Genomic DNA, 25,558 nt, shown 5'->3' with positions numbered 1-25,558 from the left:
CACGGCAGCGGCGATCGCGCGCGGACTCGACGAGCCGCTGTGGTTCCCGACCGCCGCAGCGGACGCCGGCGCCGGCGCCGTCCGCGAGGCCGTCGCCGCACGGCCGAGCGCGATCCTCGTCGCGGGCGGCGACGGGACGGTACGCATCGCCGCGGGGGAGCTGCGGCACAGCGGAATCCCGGTCGGCATCGTGCCCTCGGGCACGGGCAACCTCCTCGCGCGGGCGCTGGGTGTTCCGGTGTCGAGCCTGCCCCGGGCCGTCACGATCGCCTTCGACGGCGCCGAGCGCACCATCGACGTCGGGCTCATGGCCGTCCTCGAGGACGGCGAACCCGTCGCGCAGCACGCCTTCCTCGTCGTGGCCGGCATCGGCATCGACGCGCACATGGTGGCCAACACCCAGCCCCTGCTCAAGAAGCACCTGGGCTGGCTGGCGTACGTCGAAGGCGGATTCCGCTCGCTCACCACCGCGAAGCCCTCGGTCGTGCACTACCAGGTCGACGGCCACCGCGAGCACTCGTGCACCGCCCACTCGGTGCTCGTCGGCAATGCCGGCGTGATGCCCGGCGGACTCGACCTCATGCCGGATGTGGCCGTCGACGACGGCATGCTCGACCTCGCCGTGCTGCATCCGCGCTCGATGTTCGGCTGGCTCTTCGTCTGGCGCACGGTCGCGTGGGAGAACCATGTGCTGCGCCGCAGCCGCTTCGGGCGGCGCATCATCCAGCTGCGGGAGAAGAACTCGCCCAACGTCATCACCTACGCGCGCGGCAGCGGCATGCGCGTCACCCTCGACGACAAGCTGCCGGGCGAACTCGACGGCGATCTCATCGGGCTCGTCGACGAGGCGGTGTTCCGCTCGGACCCGGGGGCGCTGCTGGTCAGGGTTCCCGCGCCGGGCCGAGAGCCTCCCGGCCGGCCCCGCCCGCGCGGGAAGGCGTTGAACCCCGGCATCTCGGATCAGGATTCGCTGAGCAGGCCGGCGACCCAGGCGCGGGCCTCGCGGTACACGGCATCCGAGTAGCGCTCGTCGAAGAGGACCGGCTGGCGGTCGGCGCGGGGGTACGAGCCGAGGAAGACGACCTTCGACGTGAAGCGGTAGACGCCCTGCAGGGCGTCGGCGATGCGCTCGTCGTTGATGTGGCCGTCGACGTCGACGATGAAGCGGTGCCGGCCGAGCTCGTCACCGATGGGCCGTGATTCGAGCAGACTCATGTTGACCCCGCGAGTGGAGAACTGCTCGAGCATCTCGACGAGCGAGCCGGCGCGATCGGTGGGCAGCTCGGCGATGAGGCTCGTCTTGTCGGCGCCCGTCGAGGCCGGGATGGCCGTGCTCGTCGTCACGAGCGCGAACCGTGTCACCGCCGCGGCGTTGTCGATGATGCCCTCGGCGAGGACCGCGAGGTCATAGTGGTCGATGATCGTGGGCGGCGCGATCGCGGCATCCGCGATGCTCGCCGGATTGCCCGCCTCATCCACCTCGAGCAGCTGCGTCGCCGACTGCACGTTGCTCGACGCCGGAAGGTGGTGATGTGCGGGCAGGGCGGCGTTGAGCCAGCCCTGGCACTGCGCATAGGCGACCGGGTGCGCGGCGATGGTCGTCACGTCGGCGAGCGTCGTGCCGGGCCTCGCGACGAGGACGAACGAGATCGGCACGAGGTATTCGCCGATGATCCGCAGGCCGGGGATCGTCGCGAGAGCGTCCTGCGCCACCGAGACTCCCCCGTCGATGGAGTTCTCGATGGCGATCACGGCCGCCACCGAGCGGCCGGCGACGACATCGCCGAGCGCCTCGCCGATATTGCTGACCGCACGCCAATCCTGGCCCTGAGCGGCCTCCACCTGACGCAGCGCCGCCTCGGTGAACGTGCCCGCCGGGCCCAGGTAGGAGTAGGTGTCGGTCACGCGTCGAGACTAGCGTTCAGGGCATGCACGAGCGCGCAGGACAGCTTGCTCAGGAATCCGATCTCATCGACGACGAAGCGCTGGTTCGAGCGTATTTCGAGCTGCATCCGGATGCCTCCGATCCCGCGCAGCGCGTGGTCTTCGGCACGAGCGGACATCGCGGCAGCGCCTTCGACGCCGCCTTCAACGAGGACCACATCGCCGCGATCACCCAGGCGATCTGCGAGTACCGCGCCTCGCAGGGCACGACCGGCCCGCTCTTCATCGGCGCGGACACCCATGCGCTCAGCGCGCCCGCCCAGACCACCGCGCTCGAGGTTCTCGTCGGCAACGGGGTGCGCGTGCTCGTCGACGAGTTCGGCGACTACGTGCCGACGCCCGCCATCAGCCACGCGATCATCGCCTACAACCGCGCGCACCCCGGCGAACCGCAGGCCGACGGCATCGTCGTGACCCCCTCGCACAACCCACCGCGCGACGGCGGTTTCAAGTACAACCCGCCGCACGGCGGCCCCGCCGACTCGGACGCGACCTCGTGGATCGCCGCGCGCGCGAACACCATCATCGAGGGCGGCCTCCGCGAGGTGCGCGAGGCCGAGCCGTCGGCGGTCGAGGCCTACGACTTCCGCGGCGTCTACGTCGACGACCTGGCGTCGATCATCGACGTCGCGGCGATCGCGCGCGCGGGCGTGCGCATCGGGGCGGACCCCCTCGGCGGGGCATCCGTCTCGTACTGGTCGGCCATCGCCGAGCGCTACGGCCTCGACCTCACCGTCGTGAACCCGCGGGTCGACCCGCGCTGGCCGTTCGCCACCCTCGACTGGGACGGCAAGATCCGGATGGACCCGTCCTCGCCCAACGTCATGGCGGCCGTGCTGCCCCACCGGCACGAGTTCGACGTCGTGACCGGCAACGACGCCGACGCCGACCGGCACGGCATCATCACCCCCGACGGCGGCCTCATGAACCCCAACCACTACCTCGCCGTCGCCATCGACTACCTCTACTCGCACCGCCCCGGCTGGCGATCGGACGCCGCGATCGGCAAGACCTTCGTCTCCTCGGCGATCATCGACCGGGTCGCCGCCGGTTTGGGCCGTCGCCTCTGGGAGGTGCCGGTCGGCTTCAAGTGGTTCGTGCCCGGCCTCGCCGACGGCTCGGTCGGTTTTGGCGGCGAGGAGTCCGCCGGCGCCTCATTCCTCCGCCTCGACGGCAGCGCGTGGACGACCGACAAGGACGGCATCCTGCTCGCGCTGCTCGCGAGCGAGATCATCGCCGTGACCGGCCGCTCGCCGTCGGAGCTCTACGGCGACCTCACCGCGAAGTACGGCGCCCCCGCCTACGAGCGCGTCGATGCCCCCGCCTCGAAGGCGGAGAAGGCGGCGCTCGGCGCCCTCACCGGCGACTCGGTCACCGCAACGACGCTCGCTGGCGAGCCCATCACGGCGAAGCTGTCGGCCGCGCCGGGCAATGGCGCCGCCCTCGGCGGGGTCAAGGTCGTGGCGGATTCCGCGTGGTTCGCCGCCCGCCCCAGCGGCACCGAGGACGTCTACAAGCTCTACGCCGAGTCGTTCAAGGGGCCGGAGCACCTCGCCCAGGTGCAGGCCGAGGCGCGCACGATCCTCGCCACGGCGCTCGGCGCCTCGGCGCGCGCATAACGTCGGATCAGCTCGCAGCCGACTGAATGATCCACTCGACTCCCAGGATTTCCGCAGTGAACAACGTGCACACGCGGGGTTAGCCTCAGGCCATGTCCACCACATCCACTCAGAAGATCAGCATCCGCGACATCCCGCTCACCACGATCGACGGGGCCCCGACGAGCCTCGCCGACTATGCCGACAAGGTCGTGCTCGTCGTCAACGTCGCCTCGAAGTGCGGTCTGACGCCGCAGTACGAGCAGCTCGAGGAGCTGCAGGAGAAGTACGGCGAGCGCGGCTTCACCGTGCTCGGCTTCCCCTGCAACCAGTTCGGCGGGCAGGAGCCCGGCTCGTCCGAGGAGATCAAGGAGTTCTGCTCGACGAGCTACGGCGTGAGCTTCCCGCTCATGGAGAAGACCGAGGTCAACGGCCGCGATGCGCATCCGCTCTACCGCAGCCTCAAGCGCAAGCGCGACCACGCGGGCCTCGGCGGGCCGGTGATCTGGAACTTCGAGAAGTTCGTCATCGGCACGGACGGCTCGATCGAACGGTTCCGCCCGCAGACGAAGCCCGACGACCCGGCGGTCATCCAGGCGATCGAATCGCGTCTTCCCGCTTAGTGGCGGCGATCCGCTGGACCGTCGCGCGGGAAGGCGCCGCCGCGGGCGGTCTCCGCTAGTAGCTCGTCCCGCCGCTGACGCCGAAGAACTCCTCGAGCGTCTTGACCTTGTGCCTCCAGAGGTACTGCGCCAGCTCGGTGCCGATGTACCGGAAATGCCACGGCTCGTAGTCGTAGCCGGTGACCCGGACCTTGTCCGCGGGGTAGCGCAGCAGGAATCCGAAGCGGTGCGCGTTGGCCGCGAGCCACCTGCCGTGCGCTGTCGTGCCGAACGCCGTCTGCAGCGAGTGTGCAGCGGGCACCGCGCTGATGTCGACGGCGAGGCCCGTCTGGTGCTCGCTGTAGCCGGGGTGGGCGCTCACCCGGTCGGCCTTCGCCCTGCCATTCGCGGCGACCGCGGCCGCGTACGCCCGCACCTGGGTCTGGTATGAGCGGTAGCCGCTCTGGAGGGAGAGGGTCAGGCCCTTCTCCGCCTTCGCCGCGGCGAACATCGCCACGAGCGCGCTGCCGGCGGCCTTGCGCACCGGCTGGCCGTTGACGTTCGCCACCGCCGGGTGGACGAGGTCGGTCGGCGCCCAGTCCTTCGGCTGCATGGGGTGCTTCTTGTTGACGACGACCCAGATGCTCGCCGGATCGGTGGTCGAGTACTTCTTCTTGTTGAATCCGGATGCCGCACTCGATGCTGCTGCCGTCGTGACCGGCGAGCCCGACGGCCTCGCCGAGCCCGACGCGCCCGCCGATCCGCTGCCGGTGCAGGCGTCCAGCACTACCGCGCCCGCCGCGACGAGCACGGTGGCAAAAGCGCGGCGCGTGAACGAGGATGAAGTCGGGGACGTCACGCGCTCGACGTTACGCGGCGCGGTTCCGACGAGGTGAACACTCGCTGGCAGTTCGCCGAACCGATTCACCGGGACTCTGCGCGTAGTGTAAATTTGCAGTCACCGCAAAATTTTTCGATTCCGATGGGGATGAGCATGTCTGAAGCTGCCGCGACCACGGCGCGCGTCGCCGCACCCGCCGACTCGAAGCCGGTGATGACCCAGCGGCAGATTCTGCTGGTGATCATCGGCCTCATGGCCGGCATGTTCCTGTCCGCGCTCGACCAGACGGTCGTCGGCACCGCCATCCGCACCATCGGCGATGACCTCAAGGGCCTCGACCAGCAGGCGTGGGTGACGACGGCCTACCTCATCACGTCGACGATCGCGACACCGATCTACGGCAAGCTCTCCGACATCTTCGGTCGCCGCCCGCTCTTCATCTTCGCGATCGCCATCTTCGTCGTCGGGTCGATCGCCGCGACGTTCTCGCAGTCGATGTTCGAGCTCGCGGCCTTCCGCGCCATCCAGGGCATTGGCGCCGGCGGCCTCATGTCGATGCCGCTCGCCATCATGGGCGACATCCTCGCGCCTCGAGAACGCGCCAAATACCAGGGGTACTTCCTCGCCGTCTTCGGCGTCTCGAGCGTCATCGGCCCGCTCGTCGGCGGCCTGTTCTCGGGGGCGAACCAGATCCTCTGGATCGCAGGCTGGCGGTGGGTGTTCCTCATCAACGTGCCGATCGGTGTCGCGGCGCTCATCATCGTGCTCGCGTTCCTGCACATTCCACACCACCCCCGCGACCGTCCACGGATCGACTGGTGGGGCGCCTCCTCCGTCATCGTCGCGCTGGTGCCGCTGCTCATCATCGCCGAGGAGGGCAGCACCTGGGGCTGGATGAGCGGGAACGCCTGGCTGTGCTACATCATCGGCGCCGTCGGCATCGCCGGCTTCCTCATCATCGAGCGCGCCATGAAGGATGATGCGATCATCCCGTTCAAGCTGTTCCACTCGAGCACCTTCTCGATGGCGACGATCATCGGCGTCTTCGTCGGCTTCGGCATGTTCGGCGCCATGATGACGATCCCGCTCTACCTGCAGCTCGTCATGGGTGCCACCCCGACCGAGGCGGGCTTCATGACCATGCCCATGATCGGCGGACTCATGATCGCCTCGATCGCCTCCGGTCAGATCATCGCGAAGACCGGCAAGTACCGGATGTTCCCGATCATCGGAACGATCGTCATCGCGCTCGGCTTCGGCGTCTTCCTGCTGCTCGACCTCGACCGCACCTGGCTCATCTACATCGGCATGTTCCTCGTAGGTCTCGGTCTCGGCCAGCTCATGCAGACGTTGACCATCGCCAGCCAGAACGCCGTCCAGCCCAAGGACATGGGCGTCGCGACCTCGTCCTCGACGTTCTTCCGCCAGATCGGCGGCACCGTCGGCGTCGCCGTACTGCTCTCGGTGCTGTTCGCGGTCATGCCGGGCAACATCCAGTCCGCGCTGAGCAATCAGGACAACCTCAAGGCCGGCCTCACCACCGCTCTCACGCCCGCCGCGGCCGCGAAGCCTGCGAACCAGCAGATCCTCACCCTGATCTGGGACAAGTTCACGACACCCCTCGAGCAGCCGGCACAACAGGCCGGCGGCACGATCGACAACGGACATCTCGTCATCGCCAACGACGCGGCGCGCACGGCGTTCGTCGACAAGGTCGCCCCGCAGCTGGCATCGGCCCTCTCGAAGAGTTCCGGCACCAGCGGGTTCGGCGGCCTCTCCAGTGACACGTCCTTCCTCAAGGGTGCAGACGGCAGCCTGTCGAGGCCGTTCCTCAAGGGCTTCAACTCGTCAGCGATCGCGATCTACTGGGTGTCGCTGGCAGTGATGGTCCTCGCATTCATCCTGACGCTGTTCTTCAAGACCCCACCGCTGCGCGCCAAGTCGGCGCTGCAGGAGGCTGCGGACGCCCGGGACGCCGAGGACGCCGAAGGCGATGAGGACCTCGTGGAGGAAGCGGTCAAGGCGGCCGAAGCGACCGGCTCACCGCTCATCCCCTAAGCGCGCCGAACGCTGCTCGTGCGCCCGCTTCGGCGGGCGCACGAGCGTTTAAGCGCCTGCGAACCTCGTCGACGCCGGCAGCCGGTCGCGCATCACCTCGATCGCCCCGGGGTTCTCGTCGACGAGGAGGAACCGCCGGCCGAGCCGGGCGGCGACCGCCCCGGTCGTGCCGCTGCCGGCGAAGAAGTCGAGCACCCAGTCGCCTGGCCGCGACGAGGCCTGAACCATGCGGCGAAGGAGGCCCTCGGGCTTCTGCGTGGGGTATCCGGTCTTCTCATGACCGGTCGGCGAGACGATGGTGTGCCACCAGACATCGGTCGGCAGCTTGCCGCGCGCCGCCTTCTCGGGGGTGACGAGGCCGGGGGCCATGTAGGGCTCGCGATCGACGCCGGCGGAGTCGAACCAGTAGCGCTTCGGGTCTTTGACGTACACCAGGATGGTGTCGTGCTTGGCCGGCCACCTGCTCTTGGAGCGGGCGCCGTAGTCGTAGGCCCAGATGAGCTCGTTGAGGAAGTTCTCGCGACCGAAGAGTCCGTCGAGCAGCACCTTGGCGTAGTGCGCCTCGCGGTAGTCGAGGTGGAGATAGAGCGTGCCCTCGGGGGCGAGAAGGCGATGCGCCTCGACGAGGCGCGGCGCGAGAAAGTCCCAGTACGCGGCGAAGGTGTCGTCGTAGCTGCGGGCGGCGAGCCGGATGGTCTCATAGCTCTGGCCCTGGAATCCCACCCGATCGCCCGCGCCGTCCGCGGTGCGCACCGTCTTGATCGTGTGCCGGGTCTGCTCGCGGCCGGTGTTGAAGGGGGGGTCGAGGTAGATGACCATGAACGACGCGTCGGGAAGCTGACGCAGCACCGGCAGGTTGTCGCCGTGGACGACCGTGTCGGGCGACGCGGGTGTCCAGGCGATCATCCAGCAATCCTCGCCTAGCCTTGCCGTGATGTCGCGGATTCGACCGGGCACCGCTTTCGTCGGCGGCCTCCTCCTCGCGCTCATCGCCGTCATCGTCGGCTGGTGGGTGTCGCTGCCGAAGCCTCCGGCGGAGGCGGTCGTCGTCGGCTCCGCGCCTTCGCAGGCGGCGCCCGTCGCCGACACTCAGGCGCTGGCCGGCACCGGGGCGAGCGGCGGAGTGCTCGCCGCCGCGCCCGTCGCACCGGCCTGGCTCGACGCGGTCTCGGCCGCCGCCGGCATCCCCCGCCGCGCTCTCCAGGCCTACGCCGAGACCGCCCTCGTCATGGCGCGCGAGGACAGAGCCTGCCGGATCGGCTGGAACACGCTCGCTGCGATCGGGCAGGAGGAATCCCGCCACGGCGGGCACGGCGGGGCCTACATCGCCGACGACGGACACCTCGTCGGCCGGATCATCGGACCCGCCCTCGACGGTGGCGCGTACGCCGCCGTGCCCGACACCGACCACGGCCGTCTCGACGGTGACCCCACCTGGGATCACGCGGTCGGGCCGATGCAGATCCTGCCCTCGACCTGGGCACGGTGGGGCGCTGACGGCAACGGCGATGGCGTGAAGGATCCCCAGGACATCGACGACGCGGTGCTCAGCGCCGCGCGCTACCTCTGCGCCTCGGGCGGCGACCTCCAGTCCGGCGGCGGCTGGACCGCAGCCATCCGCTCGTACAACCCCAACGACTCGTACGTCCGCGCAGTGCTCTCCGACGCCGATTACTACGCCCGAGCCGCGACAATGGCGAAGTGACACACGCAGACGACCCCGGGACACCGTTCGCCGACGCGCTCGAGCGCTTCGCCGCGCTGCCGCTGCAGCGCATGATCGTGCCCGGTCACGCCGCCGACCCGGCCGCGGCGCCCGACATGGCGCGGTATTTCGGCGAGCGCCTGCTCGCCCTCGACGTTGCGAAGCTCGTCCCCGGCATCGACCTCGAGCCGGATTCCCCCTTCTACCGATCGCAGGCCCTCGCCGCCGAGGCGTGGGGCGGCTCGCGCACCTGGTTCCTCACCAACGGCTCGTCGCAGGCGAACCGCATCGCCGCGCTCGCGCTCGGCTTCTACCGCTCGAGCGCCGACCCTGTAGTCGTGCAGCGTTCGACGCACTCCAGCTTCGTCGACGGCATCATCCTCGCCGGGCTGGACGCCCGCTACGTCGCACCCTCGCTGGACCGGCGGCTGGGTATCGCGCATGGCGTCTCGGTCGGCGCGCTCCGTGACGCGCTCGACGCGAACCCCGGCGCGAAGGCGGCGTACGTCGTCTCGCCGTCCTACTTCGGCGCGACGGCAGACATCCCCGCGCTCGCCGCCCTGGCGCACGAGCGCGGCATGCCCCTCATCGTCGACGGGGCGTGGGGAGCGCACTACGGCTTCCACCCCGCGCTCCCCCCGTCGCCGCTCACCCAGGGCGCCGACCTCGTCGTCATGAGCACGCACAAGCTCGGCGGCTCGTTCACGCAATCCGCAATGCTGCACCTCGGCTGGTCGGAGTTCGCCCGCGAGCTCGAACCCCTCGTGGAACGGGGCTTCGCGCTCGAGCAGTCGACGAGCGAGAGCGCACTGCTGCTCGCCTCGCTCGACCTCGCCCGTCACACCCTCGCGACCGGCCGCGAGCGCATCGGCGCCTCGCTCGACCTCGCCGAACGGCTGCGTACGCTGCTGCGCGCCGGCGGGCGCTACCGCATCGCGAGCGACGGTTTCGGCGCGTTCGACGACATCGTCGCGGTGGACCCCTCGCGCGTCTCCATCGACACCGCCGCGGCCGGGCTCTCCGGGCACACCGTGCGCGAGGCGCTGCTCGAGCGGCACCACGTGCAGTTCGAGCTGTCGACGGACGCCACCGTGCTCGCCATCATCGGCCCGGGCACGCACCCCGACGTCGAGGCCGTTGCAGGGTGGCTGCACGAGCTCGAGCCCGAGGGCGGGGCGGATGCCTGGTTCCAGGCCCACGAGCTGCCGCTGCCCGGCGAGCAGCGCCTGCTCGCGCGGGAGGCCGCGTTCGCGCCGTCCGTCGTGCTGCCCGCCGCCGAGGCCGTGGGCCGCGTGTCGTCGGAGTCGCTCGCGGCCTACCCGCCGGGAATCCCGAACCTCATGCCCGGCGAGGTCATCACGGCCGAGACCGTCGCGTACCTCCAGCACACCGCCGCCGCGCCGACCGGGCACGTGCGCGGCGCGCTCGACCCGCAGGTCGCGCACCTGCGGGTCGTCGCGTAGCTGACGCCGACTTCGGTTCAGCTCGGAGGCGGCCGGATCATCCAGTCGGCTCGGCGCCGAACCGAAGTCAGGGGCGCTCAGGGAACGCGGTACAGCCACTCATCGGTGGCGAACTTGGTGCGCACCAGCTCCTCCGCGGCGGCGAGCTCCTCGGGGCGCAGCGCGCCGGGCTTCGCGCCGTAGAGCCGCGCGAAGGTCGCCTCCAGCCGCGCAATGATCTCATCCCGGGCCAATCCCGTCTGCGAGCGCAGGGGGTCGACGCGCTTCGCGGCCGAAGCGATGCCCTTGTCGGAGATCTTCTCGCGGCCGATGCGCAGCACCTCGCTGAGTTTCCGGCCGTCCATGTCGTAGCTCATCGTGACATGGTGCAGCACCGCGCCGGATGCCCCGCCGATGCGCTTCTGCGCGGCCCCCCCGATCTTGCCCGCGGGGCTCGCGATGTCGTTGAGCGGCACGTACGACGCGTCGATGCCAAGCTCCCGCAGGCCGATGATCGCCCACTCGTCGAGGAAGGCGTAGCTGTCGGCGAAGGTCATGCCCTGCACGAGATCAGCCGGCACGTAGAGCGAATAGGTGACGACCGTGCCCTTCTCCATGAGCATCGCGCCGCCGCCCGAGATGCGGCGCACGACGTCGAAGCCCCACTTCTTCGAGTCATCCGAGTCGACCTCGTTCTTCACCGACTGGAAGGAGCCGAGGACGACGGCGGATTCATCCCACTCCCAGAATCGCAGCGTCGGCCCGCGCGTGCCGATCGCAACCTCCTCGGTGAGCACCTCGTCGAGGGCGAGGTGTACGCGCGGCGGCAGGGGCCCCGGCTGGATGATCTCCCAGTTGTAGTCGGTCCACGTCGTCGCGTGAGCGAGCGAACGGCGCACGACGGTGGCGATCGCCTCGGGCGAGAAGCCGAGCAGCTGCGCGCCCTGGGGCAGCGCGGCGCGCACCGCGTCCGCGATGGTCTTCGCGTCGGCGTTCTCGGGCAGACCGTTCAGCGCCCCGTCGATGTCGTCGAGCGCGTCGTCGGGTTCGAGGAAGAAGTCGCCGGCCACGCGGGCGTTCTCCATCCGCCCGTCGATGACGTCGAGGTCGACGACGACGAGCTTGCCCCCCGGCACCTTGTACTCACCGTGCATCGGTCCAGCCTAAGACCGCGGCGGCTCACGCGTCGGCGTCGTCGCAGGCCGGAACGAGGTCGATCGCGTCGGCGATCGGCGCAGCAGGTACGCGCCGGCGATCGCGGCGCCCACGACGCCGGACGCAGCTCCCACCCCGAGACCCCAGCGCGGGCCGAGGGCGTCCGCCACCCATCCGACGATCGGCGCGCCGATCGGGGTGCCGCCCATGAACACCGCGAGGTAGATCGCCATGACGCGCCCGCGCACCTCCTGGTCGGAGGTGAGCTGCAGGTACGAGTTCGCCGTCGTCATGATCGTCTGCGAGACGAGGCCGACGGCGATGAGCAGGATCCCGAACAGCCAGTACTGCGGCATCACCGCGGCCACCCCCAGGAACACCCCGAAGGCGAGGCACCCCGCCGCGAGCAGCGCGAGACGGGGCTTCTCGCGCCGCGCGGCGAGCAGCGCCCCGGCCACCGAGCCGATCGCCATCTCGCTGGAGAGCACCCCGTAAACCCCGGCACCGGCGTGGAAGACCTCGGTCGACATCGTCGCGGCGTAGATGGGGAAGTTGAGGCCGAAGGTGCCGATGACGAAGATCACGGTGAGCACGATGACGAAGTCCCGGCGGCGGGCGATGTAGCGGAACCCGCCGAGTAGGCCGCCGGATGCGCGGGGGCGGCCGCGGGCGGAATCCGGGACGATCTCGCGGATGCGGAGGAGCGACACGAGCACCGCGGCGAAGCTCAGCGCGTTGATCGCGAAGACCCAGCCGGCGCCGACCCACGCCACGAGAAGGCCGGCGACCGCAGGGCCGATGAGGCGCGCGGCCTGGAACGAGGCCGAGTTGAGGCCGACGGCGTTGGCGAGATCGTCCCGTTCGACGAGCGAGGTCACCCAGGTCTGGCGGGCCGGGGCGTCGAACGCCGCGAAGCAGCCGAGCAGGAACGCGAGCAGGTAGACGTGCCAGAGCTGCACGGTGTGGCTGAGGGTGAGCACGGCGAGGACGGCCCCGAGCACGCCCATGCCGGCCTGCGTGATCATGAGCAGCTTGCGCTTGTCGACGCGGTCGGCGGTGTAGCCGGTGAGCGGAAGAAGCAGCAGCTGAGGGCCGAACTGCAGCGCCATCGTCACGCCGACGGAGGTCGCCGAGCCACCGGAGAGGTCGGTGAGGACGATCCAGTCCTGGGCGGTGCGCTGCATCCAGGTGCCGATGTTCGACACCAGCGCACCAGCGAACCAGATCCGGTAGTTCGAGTGGGCGAGAGAGCGGAACATCGCACGCATTGTTAACACATGATAACTATTTTCTGAGCCAAGATAGGCCTGTGCCGCGCGTGACGAAGCAGTTCACCGACGATGAGGGCGTCGTCATCACCTACTACGAGTGGCTCGCGGACTCCCCGCGCGCGGTCGTCCAGATCGCGCACGGCCTCGGCGAGCATGCCCTGCGCTACGAGCACGTCGCCGCCTTCTACAACGCGCACGGCTTCAGCGTCTACGCCGACGACCATCGCGGCCACGGTGCCACCGGCGTCGGCCAGTGGGGGCTGCGCGGCAAGGACTTCGGACACCTCGGGCCCGGCGGGCTCCGCGCCGCCGAGGCCGACATCCTGCACCTCACCGCGATCGCCACGGCGGCGAATCCCGGCCTGCCGGTGATCCTCTACGCGCACTCCTGGGGCTCGCTCATGGCCCAGCGCATCATCGATCGCGACCCCGACGAGTACGCGCTCGCGATCCTCACCGGCACCGCCTACCGCACACCGCTGACGATGAACGGATTCGACTTCAACAAGCGCTGGAAGTCGAAGCCGGGCGCCACCGGCCTGGAATGGCTCAGCCGCGACGAGGAGGTCGTGCGCGCAGTGGCGAACGACCCGCTGTACTTCTCCGCGGACGTGATCAAGACCCTCGGGGTGGTCGAGGGGCTCAAGCTCTACGGACGCCCGGCACGCGGCCTCGCCGCCGAGCACGACATCCCGCTGCTCATCCAGGTCGGCGCGGACGACCCGCTCGGCGGCGAGAAGTCGGCCGTCGCGCTCGCCGAGGCGTACCGCGACCGCGCCGCACTGACCGATGTGACCGTGCACGTCTACGAGGGCGCCCGGCACGAGGTGCAGAACGAGCTCAACAAGGAGCAGGTCTTCGCCGACCAGCTCGCCTGGATCGACGAGCGGCTGTAGCGGCGGAGCTACCCCTCGCGGGTGATCTCGACCGTCACGAAGGTCTGCGACGAGCCGGCTCCGGCGTAGACCCCGCGGATGGGCGCGACATCGTCGTAGTCGCGGCCACGCCCGACGAGCACGTGCCGGTCGCCGATGGCGATCTGGTTGGTGGGGTCGAACCCGGTCCACTCGCCGCAGAACCACTCAACCCAGGCGTGCGATTCGCCGGTCACGGTCCTGCCGATCTCGGCATCCGGCTCGGGGTGCAGGTAGCCCGAGACGTAGCGCGCCGGCAGGCCCACCGACCGCAGCGCGCCGATGGCGACATGCGCGATGTCCTGGCAGACGCCGCGGCGCTGCTCCCACGCCTCGGCGCCCGAGGTCGACACGGCGGTGACGCCCTGCACGTACTCCATCGCCTCGCCGACCGCGCGGGCGATGGCCTCGCCGGCGTCGCACGGACCGGAAGCGGAATCCGCGATCGAACGCGCCAGCGCCGCGAGGCCCGCATCCGGCTCGGTGCGCGCCGACTGCGCGAGCTGCTCCATGTACTCGGTGCGGGTGAGGGCGATCGCCGCGACCTCGTCCCAGCCGATGTCGTGCGGGGCGCCGTGCGTCCGGTCGCCGACCTCGATGAGGCTGGACGCCGAGAGCGTGAGCTCGCGGTGCGGGCTCAGCACCTCGAACGCGGTGACCTGGGTACCCCAGTAGTCGGTGTACGTGTACTGCTGCGCGCCGGGATGGATCTCGAGTTGGCAGGTGAGGACGATCTGCCCCTCGGTGCTGGTCGGCAGCATGCGCGCCTCGTTGTACGAGGCGTTCGCCTCGCCGGTGTACCGGAACCCGGTGATGTGCTTGACCCTGAGCCGCTTCACATGCGCTCACCCACCCACGTCGGCATGGCGTGCGTCGGGAAGTAGCGCTGCTTGACGGCCTCGCTCGTCGCGCTCGTGACGCGCTGGATGGCATCCATGTTGTCGACGAGCTTGTCGAGGATCTCCGAGATCGGCCGATACTCGAGCGATCCGATGGTCTGGCCGAGGAGGCGCTGGGCGCTGTCGCTGACGCCCACGCGATCGCTGCGCGGCTCGAGCTCGCGCAAGCACTCCGAGGCCCGGTTGAGGCAGTAGAACACCGAGCGCGGGAACAGCCGGTCGAGCAGCAGGAACTCCGCGGCGTTGTGCGTCGACGGCACACCGCGGTAGGTGCGCAGATAGGCCTCGTAGGCGCCGCAGGAGCGCAGGATCGTCGTCCACGACGGGCCGGATGCCTCGGTGAGCACCCGCGTCGCGAGCAGGCGGGCCGTCATGTCGGCGCGCTCCAGCGAACGGCCGAGAGTGAAGAACTGATACGCCTCGTCGCGGCTCATCACCATCTCGTTGACTCCGATGGCGAAGGCGGTGCGCTCGCGGACCCAGCGGAAGAACTCGCTGACGCGCTCGGTGCTGACGCGGCGCGGCATCCGGGCGGTCGTCGTGTTGAGGCTCTCCCACAGTTCGGTCGAGATGATCTCGCGCGCGCGCCGGGCGTTCTCGCGGGCGCTCATCAGGGAGTACGCGATGGACGACGGATTCGAGCGGTTCACCGCGAGCAGGTCGAGCACGTCGGCACGGGAGAGGCGCGTGTCGTCCGGGGCGGCCGAACCCATGACGTCGAGCAGTGCGCGGCACGCGGTGTCTTCGTCGACCCACGGGTCCTCGAGCAGCAGTTGCAGATGGACGTCGAGAATGCGGGCGGTGCCGTCGGCCCGCTCGACGTAGCGGCCGATCCAGAACAGGGATTCCGCGATCCTGCTCAGCATTTATCGCCGCGCCCGTCCTCGCCGCTCGCGCGTCGCTTCACGATCCGCGCGCACGCCGCCGGATCGCTGATGGCTGAGTGAGCAGGCGCGTCACCCCCTTCCCACGTGCGAGCCTGCTGCTGGTGCTGGTGCTGCTGGCGGAAGCGCAATCCGTCATCGCCGTCGCTGCTCTGCTGCTGCTGCTGCACCTGCTGATGGTGACCGCCCGGCTCCTCCTCGGGGGAGTGCTGGGGGCCGACGGCCGCCGCCTCGACGAGTGCCTGGTCGCGCGCAGCGTTCGCGTCAGCGCGGACGAACGGGATGCTCGTCGTGTTCGTCGCCTGGTCGACCGTGATGGCGCTGACATCGTGCGCACCGGTGAGCGGCACCGTCTCGCGGCCGAGCACCCAGGTGTCCTTCGAGCCGCCCCCCTGGCTGGAGTTGACGACGAGCTGCCCCGCGGGCAGCGCGACACGGGTGAGGCCGCCGGGCAGCACCCAGATGTCGTCGCCGTCGTTGACGGCGAACGGGCGCAGGTCGGAGTGCCTCGGCCGCATGCCGTCCTCTACGAGGGTCGGGATGGTCGACAGCTGCACGACCGGCTGCGCGATCCAGCCGCGCGGATCGTCGATGAGCTTGGCGCGCAGCGTCTCGAGCTCCTTCTTCGACGCGGCGGGGCCGACGACGAGGCCCTTGCCGCCCGAGCCGTCAACCGGTTTGACGACAAGCTCGTCGAGGCGGTCGAGCACCTCGTCGAGCGAGTCCGGGTCTTCGAGGCGCCAGGTGTCGACGTTGGGGATGATGGGCTGCTCGCCGAGGTAGTAGCGGATGAGGTCCGGCATGTACGTGTAGATGAGCTTGTCGTCGGCGACGCCGTTGCCCACCGCGTTGGCCAGCGTCACGTTGCCGAGGCGGGCGACGTTGAGCAGGCCGGGAGTGCCGAGCACGGAGTCGGCGCGGAACTGCAGCGGATCGAGGAACTCGTCGTCGACCCTGCGGTAGATGACGTCGACGCGCGTCGGACCGCTCGTCGTGCGCATCCACACGTGCCCGCCGCTCGTGAAGAGATCGCGGCCCTCGACGAGCTCGACGCCCATGAGACGGGCGAGCAGGGTGTGCTCGTAGTAGGCCGAGTTTAAGACGCCGGGCGTGAGCACCACGACGGTCGGGTCCTCGACGCCCATCGGGGCGGAGGCGCGCAGTGCCTGCAGCAGCCGGTACGGGTAATCCCCCACCGGCCGCACCGACATCGAGACGAACAGCTCGGGCAGGGTCTGCGCCATGACGCGGCGGTTCGAGATGACGTAGCTGACACCGGACGGCACGCGCACGTTGTCCTCGAGGACCCGCCAGATGCCGGTCTCATCGCGGATGAGGTCGATGCCGGCGACGTGGATGCGCACGCCGTTGGCGCTGACGATGCCGTGGGCCTGCCGATGGTAGTGCTTCGAGCTCGCGATGACGGAGGCCGGCACAATGCGGTCGCGCACCGCGTTCTGCGGGCCGTAGGAGTCGGCGAGGAATGCTTCGAGCACGCGCACGCGCTGCTTGACACCGGCCTCGAGATCGACCCACTCGTCCGCCTCGATGACGCGGGGCACGGCATCGAGCGGAAAGGGGCGCTCCTCACCGGCGAAGTCGAACGTGACGCCCTGGGCGAGGTAGGAGCTCTCGAGCGCCTCGGTGCGCCCGCGCAGCTCGGCCTGCGTCATCTGGCCCAGGGCGGCGTGGAGGTCGCGATAGGGGGCTCTCGGCTCGGGCGCGTCCGGGCCGTGGGCGGAGCCGGCGAACATCTCGTCGTAGGCGGGAGCAGGGGCGTGCGGTTTCGGCTGCAGCGTTGCGCCGTACCCGCGGAACAGGTCGCCCATGCCCCGACTGTAGTGACGAAGTGTTGCGCTCTCGTTTCACTCGCGACCGCCGGGAACGACGGCGGCCCGGTGAATCGCCGTCCGGCTGCCGAACCCCGGGCGACCCTAGGTATCGTCAGGCCATGCCTTTGATTGTTTCGGTGCCTGACCTCGAACTGGCCGACGCGGTCGCCGCTCTCCCTCCCGCCCTCGGCTCCGAGGTCGAGTTCGTCGTGTGGGCGTTCGACGACAGCGCGCCACCGCGAGACTCGTTCGACATCGTGGTGCCGCCCTACCTGCCCGCCGACCAGTTCCTTCCGAAGATCGAGCGAGTCCGCACCCGGCTCGTCCAGCAGCAGTCGATCGGCTACGACGGCATCGCAGGCCATCTGCCGCCGGGTCTCGCCTTCGCCAACGCGGCGACGGTCCACGAGACCGCCACCTCGGAGCTCGCGGTGACGCTGGCCCTCGCGATGCAGCGCGGGATTCCGGGCTTCGTGCACGACGCCGCGCACGGCGTCTGGAACATGCACTGGCAGCCGGGCCTCGCCGACCGGCGCGTGCTGCTGCTCGGCTACGGCGGCGTCAACCAGGCCGTCGAGAAACGGCTCGCAGGCTTCGACGTCGATGTCGTGCGCGTGGCGCGAACCGCGCGGGACACACCCGCCGGTCGGGTGCACGGCCTCGGCGAACTGCCCGCTCTGCTGCCGGCGGTCGACATCGTCATCGCTGCGGTACCCCTGGATCCCTCGACTCAGGGCCTCGTCTCGGCGGCATTCCTCGCTGCACTCCCCGACGACGCCCTCGTCATCAACGTCGCCCGCGGTCCCGTCGCCGACACCGCGGCGATCCTCGCCGAGGCCTCGAGCGGCAGGCTGCGCTTCGCCCTCGACGTCACCGATCCCGAGCCGCTGCCCGCCGACCACCCGCTCTGGTCGCTTCCGAACGTCCTCGTCACGCCGCACGTCGGAGGCGCCTCGGACGCGATGGGACCGCGCATGGTCGCACTCATCCGTCGGCAGATCGATCACGCGCTCAACGGCGAACCTTTCGAAAACGTCGTCCTGCGCGGCTAGGCGCCGAGCGCGGCGAGCTCGTCGGCGGCGAGCTCAAGTGTCGCCGAGGCCAGCAGGTCGGGCAGCTGCTCGACGCGGCTCGCCGACGCGATCGGCGCCGTGATCGTCGGCTGCGCGCGCAGCCAGGCAAGGGCGACCGTCGCCACCGACGCGCCGCGCGCGGCGGCAACCTCGTCGAGCGCCGCCAGCTTCGTCACCGCGGCCGGGTCATCGAGGTACGCGGACGCGCCGCCCGCGCGGGCCGAGTCAACGAAGACGCCCGGACGGTACTTGCCCGTGAGGAAGCCGCGAGCGAGCGCGAAATAGGGCATGACGCCCAGCTGGTACTTCTCGGCGACGGCGCGCAGGCCATCGGTCTCGTAGCTTCGCTCGACGAGGTTGTAGTGCGGCTGCAGGGCGACGGCCCGGTGCAGCCCGTTCGCCTCGGTGACGGCGAACCACTCGTCGACGCGCTCAGCGGTGAAGTTCGACGGAGCGATGTAGCGCACCTTGCCCGCGTCGACGAGCTCCGACAGTGCGCCGACGAAATCGGCGACGGGGACGTCCGGGTCGTCGTAGTGGGCGTAGTAGAGGTCGATCGCGTCGACCTGCAGGCGCTTCAGCGAAGCATCCGCCGCGGCGCGAATGGTGGCGGGAGCCAAGCCCAGGAAGTCGGGATGCCGCGACACCTTGGTGGCGATGACGATCCGGTCGCGGTTGCCGCGCGCGGCCAGCCACTCGCCGATGATCGTCTCGCTGATGCCGGGCCCGTCCGCGGCCGCCGAGACGTACGAGTCGGACGTGTCGATGAAATCGCCGCCGCCTGCGGCGAACGCGTCGAGAATCGCGAAGGATGAGTCGCGGTCGGCCGTCCAGCCGAACACGTTGCCGCCGAGGTTGAGGGGGAAGACGTCGAGGTCGCTGGTGCCGATGCGGGTCACGGTTCGAGACTAGTCAGACCGGCACGGTCGGCCGGGCGGCGGTTGAACCCGATCGGCCTCCGATCCGTGTCCTCCGTGGAGGTGAGGCGCGTGGGCGACGACGAGGTGCTGCTGCGCGCCCTGCACGACGAGCACGCGCGACCGCTCTGGCGCTACGTCGTCAGCCTCACCGGCGACGGGGCGCTCGCCGACGACATCGTGCAGGAGGCCCTCTTCCGCGCCTGGCGGCGCCCCGCCGTCCTCGACCAGTCCGAGTCGTCGGCGAAGGCGTGGCTCTTCACCGTCGCCCGCAACCTCGTCATCGACGACCGTCGCAGCGCCCGCCGAACCCGCGAGCTGCCCGCCGATGCAGGCCCCGAACCCGTCGCCGCCGATCAGGCCGACGCCATCCTCGACGGATGGCTCGTCCGCGACGCCCTCGCGACGTTGAGCGTCGAGCACCGCACGGTCATCGTGCACGCCTACTACGGCGGCCGCTCCGCCGTCGAGATCGCCGCCGTGCTCGGCATCCCATCCGGCACGGTCAAATCGCGCCTGCACTACGGCATGCGCGCGCTGCGGCTGGCGCTGCAGGAGAGAGGGGTCACCCGGTGAGCACCCCGGACCACGCCCGCTACGGCGAGTGGGATGCCGCCTACGTGCTCGGCACCCTCGCCCCCGCCGAGCGCGGCGAGTACGAAGAGCACCTCGCCGATTGCCCGCTCTGCCGAGCCGCGGTCGCCGAGCTCGCCGGAATGCCCGGGCTGCTCGGCACAGTGAACCGTTCCGACGCGCTCGCGCTGCTCGACGCGCCGGTCGCCGAGAACCGAGCCGAACCGGCACCCGTCGCGGCGCTCCTTCACCGCGTGCGTCGGCGACGGCGGCTCCGCGCCGCGGTGTGGGCGGGGCTCGCCGCCGTCGCGGTCGCCACGATCGTCGCCCTCGCGGTGCCGCCGCTCATCGGGGCCGGGTTGCGTCCGAGCGCGGAGGTCGCGCTCGCCGCGGTGACGCCCTCGCCCCTGGTCGCTTCCGTCGCGCTGACGGCCGAGCCGTGGGGCACCCGCATCGACATGGAGTGTTCCTACGCCGCGCAGCCCGCCGGCTACCCCGCGTCCGGCCGCTATGGCCTCTACATCGTCGACGCGGCGGGCGCGGCGACGCTCGTGTCATCGTGGGCGGCCACGGCCGGGCAGACCGCCCGCACCGAGGGCTCGATCGGGCTGCCCGCCGGCCGGCTCGTCACCGCGCAGGTGCGCGACCTCACCACCGGCGCGGTGCTGCTGGCATCGCCGCTCGGTTGAGAGGTTGAACCCGACCGGCGACTCGTTCGTGTATTCGGCATGAAGACGCAACGGATCATCGCCATTCTCGCCGCAGCGCTCGCGGCATCGGTTCTCGCCGGCTGCGCCGGAGCAGGTCCCGGCTACGGAGGCGGCGCGGCGTCGTCGTCGCAGACACCGAGCTCCTCGACATTCGTCGACGCTGTCGACCTCTCGACGGCGTCGACCTCGCTCGGCACGATCGTCGTCGACGGCATCGGGATGACGGTCTACTTCTACGACCGCGATGTGAAGGGCGAGCGGGCGAGCGTCTGCACCGGGGCCTGCGCGAACGCCTGGCCGCCCGTGACGACGACGTCGGCCACGCCGACGGTGCATGGGGTGACCGGCACGGTCGGGACGATCCCGGCGGCGAGCGGCAAACAGCAGATCACCATCGACGGCCTCCCGGTCTACACCTACGCCGGTGACGGAGCGCCCGGCGACGTCTCCGGACAGGGTGCGCAGGGCATCTGGTGGGTGGTGGCCCCGAACGGCACCGAAATGAAGTCGGCCAGCAACGGAGGCGGCAGCTGGTGACGCCCCCGCACCCGGATCCGGCCTCGGCGCTCGCGTCGAGAAGGCATAGCGTGGTCTCCGTCGTCTTGGCGAGGAGGCCCGCATGCGCATCGACCCGGAGAGTCCCGTGCCTCCCTCCGAGCAGGTGCGCCAGCAGGTCGTGGACGGGGTGCGCGAGGGCCGGTTCGCTGCCGGTACACCGCTCCCGACGGTGCGCGCCCTCGCCGCCGATCTCGGTATCGCCGTGAACACTGCAGCCCGGGCTTACAGGCTCCTCAAGATCGACGCCATCATCGAGACCTTCGGCAGGCGGGGCACGTTCGTGGCGGCGCAGGGCGATCCGGTGGCAAGGGCGCTGCAATCCGCCGCCGCCGAGTACGCCCGCCTCGCCGCCTCCCTCGGGGTCGACCAGGACACTGCGCTGAGCACCGTGGCGAGCGCGTTAGGCTCGCGACTATGACCTGGCACGACCCGTACGAAGAGCTGTCGGAGCTGCGCGAAGTGGGCGTGTTCTCGGTGACGAGCAGCTCTGCCGGGCACAATCGCCCGTGGCCGCTGAAGTACCGCAATGCGGGCGTCGGCGGGCAGGACGTCTCGCCGCAGTTGGCCTGGTCCGGCTTCCCCGCCGAGACGAAGAGCTTCGCCGTGACGATCTACGACCCGGACGCGCCGACGGGCTCGGGCTTCTGGCATTGGGCGGTCTACAACATCCCCGCCGAGGTCACCGAACTCAAGGAAGGCGTCGGCTCCCTCACCGGAGAGCTGCCGGTCGGCGCGCTGACGCTGAAGAACGAGATCCGCACCCGCGACTACACCGGCGCGGCACCGCCGGCCGGCACAGGGGTGCACCGCTACTTCACGGTCGTGCACGCGCTCGACGTCGACCGGCTCGACCTCGACCCCGAATCGACTCCGGCCGTGCTCGGCTTCACGCTGCACTTCCACACACTGGCGCGCGCGATCATCGTCCCGACGGCGTCAGCCGACGACTTCTGATTCCGGGTTCCGCGGGTCTCTGGCGGGCCCGGCTGCCGGACGGCGGCCGGAGACGAGGCGTTTGAACCCCCACCCCGTGACGCGCAGCATCGCCTCGACGACGATGCGGGTGCTCATCTTGGATGCGCCGTACTCGCGCTCGATGAAGGTGATGGGCACCTCGCGCACGGTGAACCCGGCGCGGATGAAGTGCCAGAGCATGTCGATCTGGAACGAGTAGCCCTGCGAGCGCACCTCGTCGAGGTCGATCCGGGCGAGCGCGGCGGTGCGGAAGGCACGATAGCCGCCGGTGACATCCTTGACGCGGATCCCGAGCGCGGTGCGCGCGTACCCGCTGCCGCCGCGCGAGATCATGCGGCGGCTCAGCGGCCAGTTGACGACCTCGCCGCCGGAGACCCAGCGGGAGCCCTGCACGAGATCGGCCCCGGCCGCGATGGCGTCGAGCAGGCGGGGAAGCTGCTCGGGCTGGTGCGAGCCGTCGGCATCCATCTCGACCACGACGTCGTAGCCCTGTGCCATGGCCCAGCGCATCGCCTCGCGGTACGCGCCCCCGAGACCGTCCTTGACGAGGCGGTGGATGGCGTGCACCTGCGGATCCGCCGCGGCGAGCGCATCGGCCAGCGCCCCGGTGCCGTCCGGCGAGTTGTCATCGACGACGACGACATCGACCTCGGGGACCGCCGCACGAACCCTGGCGACGATGCGCTCGACATTCTCGCGCTCGTTGTAGGTGGGGATCATGACCAGGACAGACATAACGAGGCTCCACGCTACCGGCGATGCCTGTGCGGCGCCTGCCCGCCCGTGCGCAGAGCCCCCGCGACGAGGCGCGCTCGAGACCTCCGAACCCCCTCGGCTCGCGGCATGATCGTGATCGCCGCCTTCTTCGTGGGCCGAGCGCAGCGGGTCGAACCGCCTCCGATGTCTAGCCGCGAAGCGCCTCGACCAGCTCGGCGGCGACGTTCGTCGAGATGAGCACCCGCGAGAACCCCTCGGCGACCTCGGGGCCCGTGCCGGGCTGCTGGATCTCGATGACGACCGCCTCGCGCGACTTGCTCTTCACGAGCAGGAAGTCCTTGCCGCCGTGATATTTCCAGGCGCCGATGGCGAGTGTGAGCGGAACGTACACACCGAGGCTGCGGATACCCCGCAGCCAGATCCACGGGTCCTTCGTGATCGTCACCGACGTGATCGCATCGCGCGGGACGATGAGATCGCGCCTGCGCAGCGCCCAGCCCTTCTCGACCGGGGTCAGCCTGATCTCCAGACGATCCCCGTGCACATGCAAGTCGGCCACGGTCTCATTCTCGACCCATCCGCATACCCGGCGCAGTACTAAATGCGTGCAGCTGCACGTGCAGCGGCGGGGAGGGCATCGACGATCTGGGCGATGGCCTCGTCGTCGTGGGCGGCCATGACGAACCATGCCTCGAACACCGACGGGGGCAGCAGGATGCCCTGGGCGAGCATCGACTGGAAGAAGGGCGCGTAGCGCTTGGCATCCTGCGCCTGAACCTCGGCGTAATTGCGCGCCGGAGAGTCCGCGAAGAGCACCGAGAACAGGTTGCCCGCGACCTGGACGCGGTGGGCGACGCCTTCGCGAGCAAGCGCGGCCGAGACCTCGCGCTGCAGGATCGCACTGACGTGGTAGAGCCGGTCGTAGACGGCGCCGTCGGCGAGCCGCAGCGTCGCGAGCCCGGCGGCGACGGAGAGCGGATTGCCGGACAGCGTGCCCGCCTGGTACACCGGACCGACGGGGGCGAGATGCTCCATGACCTCGCGGCGGCCGCCGAGCGCGGCGAGCGGCATCCCGCCGCCGATGACCTTGCCGAAGGTGAAGAGGTCGGGCGCGTAGCCCTGGTCGAGTCCCCAATACCCCTGCGGGCCGACGCGGAACCCGGTGAGCACCTCGTCGAGGATGAGGAGCGCGCCGTGCTCGTGCGCGATCTCGGCGAGCGTGGCGTTATAGCCGGCATCCGGCGCGACGACGCCCATGTTCGCGGCGGCCGCCTCCGCAATGATCGCGGCGATCTCGCCCGGATGGGCCTCGAACGCTTGGCGCACGGCGCCGAGGTCGTTATAGGGCAGCACGAGGGTCTGCGCCGCGATGGGCGCGGGCACGCCGGCGGAGGCCGGCAGCGCGAGCGTCGCGACGCCCGAGCCCGCCTCGGCGAGCAGGCCGTCGGAGTGGCCGTGATAGTGCCCGGCGAACTTGACGACCAACGGACGGCCGGTGATCCCACGGGCGAGGCGGATGGCCGTCATCGTCGCCTCGGTGCCGGTGGAGACGAGGCGCAGCTCCTCGATCGCGCCGCCCAGCCGCGCCACGACGAGTTCGGCGAGCTCAGTCTCGGCGGGTGTGGACGCCCCGAACGAGAGGCCGCGGGAAGCAGCATCCTGCACCGCGGCGACGACCTCGGGGTGCGCGTGGCCGAGGATCGCCGGCCCCCAGGAGGCCACGAGGTCGACGTACTCGCGCCCCTCGACATCGGTGACCCGGGAACCTCGCGCGCTCGTGAGGAAGCGCGGTGCGCCGCCGACCGAGCGGTAGGCGCGCACCGGCGAGTTCACCCCGCCGGGAATGACGGCACGGGCGCGGTCGAACTCGGCTTCGTTGGTCGTCACCGGCGTCATCGCGGCAGCAGCCTGGTCGCGAGCTCGAGGGCCCAGTAGGTGAGCACGGCGTCAGCACCTGCCCGGCGGATGCCGGTCACCGTCTCGAGGATGGCGCGGTCGCGATCGATCCAGCCGTGCGCGGCGGCCGCCTCGACCATCGCATACTCGCCGCTGACCTGATACGCCCACACCGGCACCTCGCTCATCGCGGCGACGTCCGCGAGCACGTCGAGGTAGGACATCGCCGGCTTCACCATGACGATGTCGGCGCCCTGCGCGAGGTCGAGACGAGCCTCGCGCACGCCTTCGCGGCGATTCGCCGGGTCCTGCTGATAGGTGCGGCGGTCGCCGGTGAGCTGCGAGTCGACCGCCTCGCGGAATGGCCCGTAGAAGGAGCTCGCGTACTTGGCCGAGTAGGCGAGGATGCCGACGTCGAGGAATCCCGCTGCGTCGAGCGCTTCGCGGATGGCCGCGACCTGGCCGTCCATCATGCCGCTCGGCGCGACGAGGTGGGTGCCCGCCGCGGCCTGAGCGACAGCCATCTCGGCGTAGCGCAGCAGCGTCGCATCGTTGTCCACGGAGCCATCGGCGGCGAGCACGCCGCAGTGGCCGTGGTCGGTGAACTCGTCGAGGCAGAGGTCGGTCTGGATGACGAGGGCGTCGCCGACCTCGTCGCGTGCGATGCGGGTCGCGACGTTGAGGATGCCGTCGGGATCGGTCGCCCCCGAGCCGACCGCGTCGTGCTCGAGCGGCACACCGAAGAGGTTGACCCCGCCTAGACCCGCCTCGGCAGCCCCATGCAGAGCCCGTCTGAAGGAGTCGAGCGAGTGCTGCACGACGCCCGGCATCGAGCCGATCGGCACCGGTTCGACCGCGCCTTCGCGGATGAACATCGGCAGGATGAGCTCGGCAGCATGGACGCGCGTCTCGGCGACGAGGCGGCGCATCGCGGGGCTCGTACGCAGCCGCCTCGGGCGGATGACGGGGAACTCGGTCACGACCAATCAGCCTA

At 70.3% G+C, this 25,558-nt stretch carries 26 protein-coding genes; 13 read left to right on the top strand and 13 right to left on the bottom strand.

The window, feature by feature from the left end; all coding sequences use genetic code 11:
• On the top strand, positions 1–1,024 hold a 1,024-nt coding region (locus tag M7D61_RS02025; RefSeq protein WP_298227083.1), incomplete at its 5' end, for a diacylglycerol kinase family protein.
• On the opposite strand, the gene pheA is transcribed toward M7D61_RS02025, so the two are convergent.
• Positions 961–1,905: a prephenate dehydratase gene (gene pheA / locus M7D61_RS02020; RefSeq protein WP_298227081.1), complete on the bottom strand. Its 945-nt coding sequence runs from the start codon at positions 1,903–1,905 to the stop codon at positions 961–963. The genes M7D61_RS02025 and pheA overlap by 64 nt on opposite strands.
• A gap of 23 nt (positions 1,906–1,928) precedes the next feature.
• On the opposite strand from pheA, the gene pgm reads away from it, so the two are divergent.
• Complete coding sequence (gene pgm / locus M7D61_RS02015; protein WP_298227079.1) at positions 1,929–3,563, top strand: phosphoglucomutase (alpha-D-glucose-1,6-bisphosphate-dependent); 1,635 nt, start codon at positions 1,929–1,931, stop codon at positions 3,561–3,563.
• A gap of 92 nt (positions 3,564–3,655) precedes the next feature.
• Positions 3,656–4,165: a glutathione peroxidase gene (locus M7D61_RS02010; RefSeq protein ID WP_298227077.1), complete on the top strand. Its 510-nt coding sequence runs from the start codon at positions 3,656–3,658 to the stop codon at positions 4,163–4,165.
• Positions 4,166–4,220: 55 nt separating this feature from the next.
• Here the strand turns inward: M7D61_RS02010 and M7D61_RS02005 are convergent, their stop codons facing one another.
• On the bottom strand, positions 4,221–5,003 hold the full coding sequence (locus tag M7D61_RS02005) for a M15 family metallopeptidase (RefSeq protein ID WP_298227075.1): 783 nt from the start codon (positions 5,001–5,003) through the stop codon (positions 4,221–4,223).
• Between the two features lie 135 nt (positions 5,004–5,138).
• Between M7D61_RS02005 and M7D61_RS02000 the strand changes: the two genes are divergently transcribed.
• The gene (locus tag M7D61_RS02000) at positions 5,139–7,043 is read left to right on the top strand and encodes an MDR family MFS transporter (protein WP_298227073.1); all 1,905 of its coding nucleotides are present in this window, start codon (positions 5,139–5,141) and stop codon (positions 7,041–7,043) included.
• Positions 7,044–7,091: 48 nt separating this feature from the next.
• On the opposite strand, the gene M7D61_RS01995 is transcribed toward M7D61_RS02000, so the two are convergent.
• A complete protein-coding gene (locus M7D61_RS01995; RefSeq protein ID WP_298227072.1) occupies positions 7,092–7,949 on the bottom strand; it encodes a site-specific DNA-methyltransferase in 858 nt (285 codons plus the stop codon).
• A 28-nt stretch (positions 7,950–7,977) separates the two neighbouring features.
• Here M7D61_RS01995 and M7D61_RS01990 point away from each other — a divergent pair, with 28 nt between their 5' ends.
• Positions 7,978–8,748, top strand: a complete 771-nt coding sequence (locus tag M7D61_RS01990) for a lytic murein transglycosylase (RefSeq protein WP_298227070.1) — start codon at positions 7,978–7,980, stop codon at positions 8,746–8,748.
• Positions 8,745–10,211 (top strand): amino acid decarboxylase, encoded by a 1,467-nt coding sequence (locus tag M7D61_RS01985; RefSeq protein ID WP_298227068.1) that lies wholly within the window; start codon positions 8,745–8,747, stop codon positions 10,209–10,211. The genes M7D61_RS01990 and M7D61_RS01985 overlap by 4 nt, the downstream gene beginning before the upstream one ends.
• Positions 10,212–10,288: 77 nt before the next feature.
• Here the strand turns inward: M7D61_RS01985 and M7D61_RS01980 are convergent, their stop codons facing one another.
• Positions 10,289–11,344: a lipoate--protein ligase family protein gene (locus M7D61_RS01980; RefSeq protein ID WP_298227066.1), complete on the bottom strand. Its 1,056-nt coding sequence runs from the start codon at positions 11,342–11,344 to the stop codon at positions 10,289–10,291.
• Positions 11,345–11,353: 9 nt separating this feature from the next.
• Complete coding sequence (locus M7D61_RS01975) at positions 11,354–12,604, bottom strand: MFS transporter (protein ID WP_298227064.1); 1,251 nt, start codon at positions 12,602–12,604, stop codon at positions 11,354–11,356.
• A 50-nt stretch (positions 12,605–12,654) separates the two neighbouring features.
• On the opposite strand from M7D61_RS01975, the gene M7D61_RS01970 reads away from it, so the two are divergent.
• Positions 12,655–13,512 (top strand): alpha/beta hydrolase, encoded by an 858-nt coding sequence (locus tag M7D61_RS01970; protein WP_298227062.1) that lies wholly within the window; start codon positions 12,655–12,657, stop codon positions 13,510–13,512.
• Between the two features lie 8 nt (positions 13,513–13,520).
• Here the strand turns inward: M7D61_RS01970 and M7D61_RS01965 are convergent, their stop codons facing one another.
• Genes M7D61_RS01965 through M7D61_RS01955 form a run of 3 tightly spaced genes read right to left on the bottom strand, consistent with a single transcriptional unit; the run spans position 13,521 to position 17,142 of the window.
• Positions 13,521–14,369, bottom strand: coding sequence for a transglutaminase family protein (locus M7D61_RS01965; RefSeq protein ID WP_298227060.1), 849 nt, complete (start codon positions 14,367–14,369; stop codon positions 13,521–13,523).
• Positions 14,366–15,295 (bottom strand): alpha-E domain-containing protein, encoded by a 930-nt coding sequence (locus M7D61_RS01960; protein ID WP_298227058.1) that lies wholly within the window; start codon positions 15,293–15,295, stop codon positions 14,366–14,368. Before M7D61_RS01960 ends, M7D61_RS01965 begins: the two co-directional genes overlap by 4 nt.
• Entirely contained in the window at positions 15,289–17,142 is a 1,854-nt protein-coding gene (locus tag M7D61_RS01955) for a circularly permuted type 2 ATP-grasp protein (RefSeq protein WP_298227057.1), read from the bottom strand. Before M7D61_RS01955 ends, M7D61_RS01960 begins: the two co-directional genes overlap by 7 nt.
• Positions 17,143–17,282: 140 nt before the next feature.
• On the opposite strand from M7D61_RS01955, the gene M7D61_RS01950 reads away from it, so the two are divergent.
• Complete coding sequence (locus M7D61_RS01950; protein ID WP_298227054.1) at positions 17,283–18,197, top strand: 2-hydroxyacid dehydrogenase; 915 nt, start codon at positions 17,283–17,285, stop codon at positions 18,195–18,197.
• Here the strand turns inward: M7D61_RS01950 and M7D61_RS01945 are convergent.
• A complete protein-coding gene (locus tag M7D61_RS01945) occupies positions 18,194–19,117 on the bottom strand; it encodes an aldo/keto reductase (protein ID WP_298227052.1) in 924 nt (307 codons plus the stop codon). The genes M7D61_RS01950 and M7D61_RS01945 overlap by 4 nt on opposite strands.
• 90 nt (positions 19,118–19,207) lie before the next feature.
• Here M7D61_RS01945 and M7D61_RS01940 point away from each other — a divergent pair, with 90 nt between their 5' ends.
• The 5 genes from M7D61_RS01940 (at position 19,208) to M7D61_RS01920 (ending at position 21,930) form a co-directional block, all read left to right on the top strand.
• On the top strand, positions 19,208–19,711 hold the full coding sequence (locus M7D61_RS01940) for a sigma-70 family RNA polymerase sigma factor (RefSeq protein WP_298227050.1): 504 nt from the start codon (positions 19,208–19,210) through the stop codon (positions 19,709–19,711).
• Complete coding sequence (locus tag M7D61_RS01935) at positions 19,708–20,397, top strand: zf-HC2 domain-containing protein (RefSeq protein ID WP_298227048.1); 690 nt, start codon at positions 19,708–19,710, stop codon at positions 20,395–20,397. The genes M7D61_RS01940 and M7D61_RS01935 overlap by 4 nt, the downstream gene beginning before the upstream one ends.
• Positions 20,398–20,436: 39 nt before the next feature.
• Positions 20,437–20,955 carry a hypothetical protein gene (locus M7D61_RS01930; protein WP_298227046.1) on the top strand — a complete coding sequence of 173 codons (519 nt, stop codon included), beginning with the start codon at positions 20,437–20,439 and terminating at the stop codon, positions 20,953–20,955.
• Positions 20,956–21,037: 82 nt separating this feature from the next.
• Entirely contained in the window at positions 21,038–21,394 is a 357-nt protein-coding gene (locus tag M7D61_RS01925; RefSeq protein WP_298227044.1) for a GntR family transcriptional regulator, read from the top strand.
• Positions 21,391–21,930, top strand: coding sequence for a YbhB/YbcL family Raf kinase inhibitor-like protein (locus M7D61_RS01920; protein WP_298227041.1), 540 nt, complete (start codon positions 21,391–21,393; stop codon positions 21,928–21,930). The genes M7D61_RS01925 and M7D61_RS01920 overlap by 4 nt, the downstream gene beginning before the upstream one ends.
• On the opposite strand, the gene M7D61_RS01915 is transcribed toward M7D61_RS01920, so the two are convergent.
• The 4 genes from M7D61_RS01915 to hemB form a co-directional block, all read right to left on the bottom strand.
• Entirely contained in the window at positions 21,913–22,686 is a 774-nt protein-coding gene (locus M7D61_RS01915) for a polyprenol monophosphomannose synthase (protein WP_298227039.1), read from the bottom strand. The genes M7D61_RS01920 and M7D61_RS01915 overlap by 18 nt on opposite strands.
• A gap of 169 nt (positions 22,687–22,855) precedes the next feature.
• Positions 22,856–23,227: a hypothetical protein gene (locus M7D61_RS01910; protein WP_298227037.1), complete on the bottom strand. Its 372-nt coding sequence runs from the start codon at positions 23,225–23,227 to the stop codon at positions 22,856–22,858.
• A 38-nt stretch (positions 23,228–23,265) separates the two neighbouring features.
• Complete coding sequence (hemL, locus tag M7D61_RS01905) at positions 23,266–24,564, bottom strand: glutamate-1-semialdehyde 2,1-aminomutase (RefSeq protein ID WP_298227035.1); 1,299 nt, start codon at positions 24,562–24,564, stop codon at positions 23,266–23,268.
• A complete protein-coding gene (gene hemB, locus M7D61_RS01900; RefSeq protein WP_298227033.1) occupies positions 24,561–25,544 on the bottom strand; it encodes a porphobilinogen synthase in 984 nt (327 codons plus the stop codon). The genes hemL and hemB overlap by 4 nt, the downstream gene beginning before the upstream one ends.
• Positions 25,545–25,558 lie beyond the last annotated feature (14 nt).

The sequence above is a fragment of the Gryllotalpicola sp. genome, assembly GCF_027352875.1.
In the GTDB taxonomy this organism is placed as follows: domain Bacteria; phylum Actinomycetota; class Actinomycetes; order Actinomycetales; family Microbacteriaceae; genus Gryllotalpicola.
The sequence above is the reverse complement of the archived record's forward strand: the minus strand, read 5'-3'. Positions and strand labels throughout refer to the sequence as shown.